The sequence below is a fragment of the uncultured Methanobrevibacter sp. genome, assembly GCF_900316895.1.
Classification (GTDB): domain Archaea; phylum Methanobacteriota; class Methanobacteria; order Methanobacteriales; family Methanobacteriaceae; genus Methanocatella.
This window is the reverse complement of the sequence record NZ_ONER01000068.1, coordinates 1-8,017: the sequence shown is the minus strand read 5'-3', so window position 1 is coordinate 8,017 and position 8,017 is coordinate 1. Positions and strand designations below refer to the sequence as shown.

General features: G+C 36.2%; 4 protein-coding genes. 2 read left to right on the top strand and 2 right to left on the bottom strand.

The annotated features are described in order from the left end of the window. Together QZN27_RS07515 and QZN27_RS07510 are read left to right on the top strand one after the other, a co-directional pair. On the top strand, positions 1 to 771 hold a 771-nt coding region (locus tag QZN27_RS07515; RefSeq protein WP_296785887.1), incomplete at its 5' end, for an NOP5/NOP56 family protein. Positions 772 to 774: 3 nt separating this feature from the next. Next, positions 775 to 1,416 carry a fibrillarin-like rRNA/tRNA 2'-O-methyltransferase gene (locus tag QZN27_RS07510; protein ID WP_296785884.1) on the top strand — a complete coding sequence of 214 codons (642 nt, stop codon included), beginning with the start codon at positions 775 to 777 and terminating at the stop codon, positions 1,414 to 1,416. 38 nt (positions 1,417 to 1,454) lie between these two features. Here QZN27_RS07510 and QZN27_RS07505 read toward each other — a convergent pair whose 3' ends face one another. After that, entirely contained in the window at positions 1,455 to 3,179 is a 1,725-nt protein-coding gene (locus tag QZN27_RS07505; RefSeq protein WP_296785882.1) for an MATE family efflux transporter, read from the bottom strand. Positions 3,180 to 3,190: 11 nt separating this feature from the next. Further along, a partial coding sequence (locus tag QZN27_RS07500; protein ID WP_296785877.1) for a non-ribosomal peptide synthetase occupies positions 3,191 to 8,017 on the bottom strand: 4,827 nt, incomplete at its 5' end.

The following is an 8,017-nucleotide window of genomic DNA, read 5'->3' as shown; positions in this document are numbered from 1 at the left end:
ATTCAGGCCATAAATTCCATTGATGAGATTGATGAAAGCATTTCAAAATTAATCGAGAGAATCAGAGAATGGTATGCATTGTATTTCCCTGAAATGGATGTGATCAAAAACAATGAAACCTACATCAAGCTGATTTCCCAAAACAAGACCAAAGAAAAGATTGTCGAAGCAAAACCTGACGCATTCCCTGCCGACATCATTGATCTGGAAGATGACATCAATCCGAAAGATATTGAAATAATGAACAATTATGCAAATTCCATCTATGAAATGCAGCAAACAAGAAAAAACATTGAAGAATATGTTGATTTTAAAATGCAGGAAATTGCACCAAACTTAAGACTGTTGGTCGGAGCATCTCTTGGAGCCAAACTGATTTCACATGCAGGCGGGCTTAAAAGGCTTGCAATGTATCCTTCAAGCACAGTTCAGATAATGGGTGCCGAAAAGGCACTGTTCAGACACCTCAAAAGTGGGGACCGTCCGCCAAAATACGGTTTGATATACCAGCATCCTCAGGTCAGGGGAGCAAAATGGTGGAACCGTGGAAAAATCGCAAGAATGCTTGCAGGAATGATATCCCATGCAGTCAGAAGGGATGTATTTACCAAAACTTTCGATGAGAACGTATTTGAGGAATTCAAATCAAAGGCGGAAGAAATTGAAAAGAATAATCCTTTTCCAACCAAAACCACCAAAAAACGAAATGAAGAAAGGTCAAAAGGCAAAAACAAGAAGAGGAAAGGTAAAAAGAAAAGGAGAAGGAGGTAGAACATGAAAGTTTATTTTAAGGATGAAAATATTGCAACCCGCAATTTGACTCCTGGAACATCAGTCTATGGAGAGGAATTAATCCAGGAAGATGTGGAATACAGAATTTGGAATCCTAGACGTTCAAAATTGGCAGCCGCACTTTTAAACGGATTGAAAAATTTGGAACTTGATGATGCCTCAAAAGTCCTGTACCTTGGCGCTTCAACCGGAACTACCGTTTCACACATTTCAGATATTGTAACTGAAGGAAGGATATATGCAGTCGAATTTTCACCGACTACAGCCAAAAAACTGGTTCAGCTTTCACGCCAGAGGCCAAATATTGCTCCGATTTTAGGTGATGCAACAAAACCGAAAGGATACCTCAACATTGTTGAAAAGTCCGACCTTGTGTACTGCGATGTTGCCCAGCCTACACAGACAGAACTTTTCATGAGAAATATGAATCTATTCTGTAAGGAGGATGGAGTTGGCCTTTTGATGATTAAGGCCAGGAGCATCGATGTTGTTCAAAAGCCTAAAAAGGTTTTCAAGGAGCAAGAAAAGAAATTAAAAGAAAAAGGTTTTAAAATTATTGAAAAAGTAAAGCTGGAACCTTACGAAAAGGATCATATTGCATTTTTAGTGGAAAAAAATTTTTAAAAAAAAAATAGGGATTAAAAATCCCATTTATCTGTTTTTTAATTTTTGATAGTTATTACCGTACTGTTTAAACCTAAAACCCTTGAATAATCAATTTTATCTGCAATTTTGTTTAAAACAGCAATGTTATCAAATTTAAGTTCTTCATTTTCAATAACAGGATTGAATTCAACACCTGTATCCTTAATGGAAATCAGAATATTGTCCTTATTATCCCTAACAATGACATCTATTGTATCAACGCTTTCATTAGTGTTAATGATGTTTACAAGCATTTCCTCAATAGCCAAACTTACAAAAGTCGCTGATTTGTTGTCCTTTAGGTAATCCTGAACATCACGGGACAGATTAACTGCATCTTCAACATCCCCTGAAATGGTATGTTCAAACACGTTATCATCATTATGCTTATTAATGAAAAATCCTGTGTATTCACCGTCAGTCTTTTTATTGATATATCTTGAATAGAAGAAGATGAATACTATTGTCAGCGCCTCAGCAATTGCAAATGAAATCCAAATACCGTTTCCGCCAAGCGGATAAGAAAGTATGGCCGCAGCAGAAATTGGCAAAACGAAACCTTCCAGCAAGGAAATGATTGTAGATAACTGATTTTTTTGAATAGCCTGTGAATAAAAAGTATATAAGAATGTGATTGCAGTTCCAGCATAGCTTATTGCAAATATCCTTAATGCATTCAATACAACAGGAACATCAGCCGGATTTTTGACACTATACAAGAACAATAAAGCCTGAGGATAAACGATGAATAAAACAGATAGCGCTAAACTTGAAGCCAAAACAATTTTTAAAGATCTTTTTACAACATAATCAACACCGGAATAGTCTTCCTCCTTAAAGTAAACGGACACAATTGGAGACATTGTCTGTGCAGTTCCAATCAGGAAAATATATAATATGAATAAACTGTTATAACAGATACTGAATGCAACAACACCTGATTTTCCAATAGTAAGACCAACCAAAAAGTTTATGACAAGCAATTTTAATGTTAAATACAATTGAGTTGATGCAGATGAAAATCCTGAAGTCATGATTTTTTTAAGGAAATTGAAGAATGAATTTACCTTCAATTTAATAAATTCCAAGGTACGTTCTTTTTTAATGAAATAATATGAAATTAAAATGGACCCAACAATATAACCTGTTGAAGTGGCCAATGCCGCACCTGAAATTCCCATGCCGAAAAATTTGATATAAATTACATCAAAACAAATATTTACAATATTGGCAACCAGTATAGCTCTAAAAGGCAATGAAGGAATACCATCTGCCCTTATAAAATAAGACAAGCTCATCATATAACATAAAAAAGGCATTCCTATTATCAATGCTATGAAATAACTGCTAACATCAAACACCAATTCAGGCTGGGAGAGACATAAGAAATGTGCAATATTGCCTGAAAACAACAAACCAAGGATGGTAATCAATATTCCAATCGATACGAGTGAAATGATTGACACCGAAAAGTAGCCGTTACTTCTTTCATCGTCAAATTCCGCTTTTGAAACGGAACAAAGTACGCTGCCCCCCAGTCCAATCATCCAGTAGATAAGATTAACAAAAGTAATTACCGGAGCGACTATTTGAATCGGTGCAAGGTTGCTTGCACCAAGTAAGAAACTTACCATCAAACCGTCTACGAACAGACAGATATTGCCCGCCATTGATGTGAATAATGTTGGGAAGAAGAATTCCCCGAATTTACTTCGCAATAATTTATAATTTCTCTCATACATCGTCTTAACCCCTATAGACTAAAGAAGTCCAAATCATCCAAATACTTAACGAAATTATAGATGTAATTTTCAGATATGAATGGCCATTTAATGCCCAAACGATATAGCGCCTGAGTAGTGTATGTATTGTCAACGGGCATCCAAATCTTTTTAACTTTTCCGGAACCGATTGAAGTGATGAGACCTGACACTCCTTCCTGTTTTGATTTATCGGCAAGTGCCTCATCTAAAGCATTTTCATAATCATCATCCTCAGCAGGTTCAATATCCAATCCTAAAGGTCTTATAATGTCAATTATGTCTCCAAAGGAAACGCTGTGATAATCATATGGATGGAAAACTGTACATTCCTTAGGAGTCTTTGAAAGACCTAAAATAGCTTTTGCAGTTACATCAATCGGTGAAAATTCCACCTGATTCATTAGCATTGAATATGGTATTTTTCCAATTGTTACAAATGCCTTTAAACGATTGATAAAACCATTTGATTCAAAGTTGATTTGGAATTCACTGTCAGAACTTCTTGCCATTAAGTTTCCAACCCTCATGATTTTAACATCCAGATTATCATTAACGGCCGCTTCTAAAACTGCACGTTCTGCCAAGAATTTGGAATTAAGATACTGATTGTCTACAGCCTGACCAATGAACAAATCATTTTCCGTGAATTTGACATCAACTGGAGGGTAGTTGTTTATACTTTCACCCGCAATACTGTATGTTGAAACCTGGACATATTTGGCATTTTTCATCTTTGCAAATTTAAGTCCGTTTATTACACCACCCAGGTTAATGTCTTCAATATCAGTTCCGGATGAGAAGTGTTTAACGTTAGCTGCACAGTTAACTACAGTATCGATTTTTTCATTTATAAGCTTTTCAAAGTCCTCAAAGTTAGTGATGTCCCCTTCAATGACATGCAATCTTTCATTGAATAAGTCCTCATATTCATTTGAGAAGTAATAGAACAGCAAGGATTTCAATCTGTCTTCACCGCTCAATACCTTATTGCCCCTTATGAAACAGTAGACTTCACCGGTTTCATTTTCAAGAATTTCACGAACCACATGTATTCCTAAAAATCCTGTTGCACCAGTGAGCAAAATATTGCCTAAATTATCCTGAATTTCGCCGTCAAGTATGCTTTCAAGGGTGTTTTTCTTGAGCAGGTCATTGATTTGAGAGTAGTCATATGACAATTCCTCTTTTTTCTCCATTGTTTCATCAGACAGGATAAACTCTGACAGTGCCCTTGGAGTAGGATTTGAGAAGACATCACCATAGCTTAAATTATAGTTTCTATTTAAAGCCTCCATAGTGATTTTAGTAACCAGGAGAGATGTTCCACCGATTTCAAAGAAATTATCAGTGACACTTACCTCATCAAGTCCTAATATTTCTGCAAATAGGTTTGCAAAGAATGCTTCAATGTCGTTTTCAGGAGCAACATACTCAGTGATTAAAACAGGTTCAGGCAAGTTTCTTAAGTCGGTTTTGCCGTTTGCTGTTTGAGGCATTTCATCAAGTTCCATGTAGACTGTAGGAACCATGTAATATACCAGTTTTTCAGCAAGAGATGCCTTTAACTCATCAATATCAATGGAATATCCGTTTTCTTCACGGTTCTCATCTTTGTATTCATCCTGAACTGTGAAATATGCACAAAGATGGTCATTGCCTTTGATTTTTTTAACAACAACTGCAACGGATTTGATTCCAGGGAATTTTGAAAGACCGACTTCAATTTCACCTATTTCAATTCTTAAACCTCTAAGCTTGATTTGGTTGTCCATTCTTCCGAATACATAATAGTCCCCGTCTTCAGTGACTTTAACAAAATCTCCGGAATGATAGAATCTGACCCCATTAATAACCTCATATGCTTCGGCATTATTCTTAGGACGGTTGAGATATTCTCTTGAAACACCTTTTCCTGCAATGAACAGTTCCCCAATGACATTTGGAGGCAGAGGATTGGAATCGAAATCCATAACCATCTCATGCACGTTGAACAGTTCCTTACCGATATGGATATCTGAACTTTCAAGCAATTGACCGTTACAATAGACGGTTGTTTCAGTTGGCCCGTACATGTTAAAGATTTTTCCATTGGAGTTTTCGCTAAGCAATTCATATAATCTGGCGGAGAACGGTTCTCCCGCATGAATGTAGACTTTAAATCCATACATTGTTTCCTGCATAGCTTCAATTTCCAGATATTGCAGAATACGTGAAGGTGTAGCAACGTAGACATTTGCTCCTGACCTGTGGATTAAATCCATCATTTCAATTGGATCCTTGTATTCCGTATCATTGGCAAACACCATTGGAACTCCGTTCAATAGAGATCCCATCAGTTCTTGCTGGAACACATCAAAGGCCACAGTTGTAGTGGACAATACTTTATAATCCTCTTTTTCAAGATTGTGAACAAGTTCATATGTACAGACATTTCTAGGGTCTGGATAAACAAAGTTTGCAATGTTTCCGTGCTCCAAGATTACTCCTTTTGGAAGTCCTGTGGAACCTGAAGTGTAAATAAGATAAGCCATGTTATTTGCATGGACATCAGGGTCAGGGTTTGAAGTGTCCTCTTCCTCAAGCAATTCATTGACATCCAACAAATTATCAGAATACTGTGACAAGTCAATACCCTTTTTCTCAATTACATCATCCACAATGATGAATTTTGATTCACTGTCAGTTAGAACGTGCTCAATCCTTTCAGAAGGATATTCTGAATCAACAGGAATGAATGCCGCACCTGACTTTAGGATACCGAATGCGGATGCCATCACATTACTGTTTCTGTTTAATATGAACATTATCCTATCTTCAGGACCTACACCTCTTTTAATAAGGCTATGGGCAATTCTATTAGCTTTTTCATTTAATGCCTCATAAGTGAACTCTCCGTCTTCCGCATATAAAATGACCCTGTCAGGATGCATTTCAACCTGATTTTCAAATATCTTATTTAACCTGTCTTCAGGAATCTCATCATATTCGAAATCATCGACACCCCAATCATCATTTTCAATGATTGAAATGTCCTTCATCAATGTGTCTCCGTTGAATGTCATGAATTTGTTTAAAACTATTCTGATGCAGTCAAGGAAAGTGTTAATCAATGTTTCAGAGTATAACTGATCGTTGTATTCGCAGAATATTCTGTATTGACCATCCACTTCAACCACATTTATGTTAATCTTGAACTTAAGTCCTTCATAGTCAATGGATTGCCTTTCAACATTCATTCCGCCAATTTCAATGTCCTCGATGATTTTTCCATGATATGCGTACAATATTTCTGGAGCGATGTCGAACTTATTTGAAATTTCTGTTAGAGGATATGATGAATAGGCCAATACATTCAGCCATTCTTCATTAATGTACTCAAGATATTCATTAAGATTTGAATCAGAATTTAATTTCAATGCCAATGGCAATGTTTTAACCATCATGGCCAATGTTTTCTGCTGATTTGGATTGAATCTTCCATTGGTGATTGTTGCAATCAATATATCTCTGTTGTAAACGAATTTATTTAAAACAAATGATGTTGCAGCAAGGAATAGATTATTCTGACTGAGATTTGATTTCGCACAGAACTCATCAATAGCTTCCTTATCTAGGAAAATGTCCTCCATTGCGGCCCTGCCCTTGGATTCATCACCGTTGATGTCCTGGGCAATCAATGTTGCATCATCAAATTCCTGAATCTTGTGGGAGAAGAATAATTCCGCTTCCTTATACAATGAAGATTTTTCTGTTTTAATTTCATTTAATGAATACTCAAATCCGTCAAGTTCTTCCAGCTCATAATCCTTTCCATCGTAGATTTTTGAGATTTCATCAAATAAGATGTTTAAGGAAGTCCCATCCACAATAATGTGGTGGAAATCGGCAAGCAACATTGAGTTTCCGACTATCTTAAATCTGAATAATGGTCCTTCATCAAGTTTGAACGGCTTTACAAATTCATCAATATCAACTTCATCCACAACTTCAATCAGGTCATCGACTTTTAGGCTGTCTCTTCTTTGCTGGTAAACCTCACCATTTTCCATTACTATTATAGTTTTTAGATAAGGATGATTATCGATAGCTGTTATGATTGCTGATTTGAGTTTATCCACATCAATGCCTTCACTGAATTCCATTTTCTTTGGAAGATTGTATGCAGTATTATCAGGATCCTTGATGCAGTCAAAGTAAACTCCAAGCTGATTTGAAGTCAATGGATAGAATTCCTGAACGTCAGATGCTTCATCATCGACTATTTTAATTTCAGATGCAATTCTTTCGATTGTTTTATATTTTAATATTTCTGTAACATTCAGCTGTGCCTTCATGTTATTATAAATTGCCGAAGTCAGCTTAATTACGGAAAGGGAAGTCAGACCGATGTTGAACAAATCAGTGTTTACACCGAATTCATCAACTCCCAAAATATCAGATACCATATCGAAAAGCTCTTTTTCAATATCAGTTCTTGGTTTTATGAATTCATCAACATCAATTTCTGGATCAGGTAAATTTTTAAAGTCAGTTTTTCCATTAGGAGTTTTAGGGAATGATTCAAGCTGTGTGAAATATGATGGAACCATATATTCAGGCAGGGAATCAATCAGGTATTGTTTCATGTCTTCCATGTCTATATCACGGGATGCTGTGAAATAAGCGCATAAATGTTCCACATTGTTGAGTTTTTTAACAAGAACCTTTGAAAGGGAGACATTTTCATAATTTGCAATTGCACCCTCAATTTCAGACAACTCTATCCTTAATCCCCTGAGTTTGATTTGAGTATCATTACGTCCGGAAACATACAATTC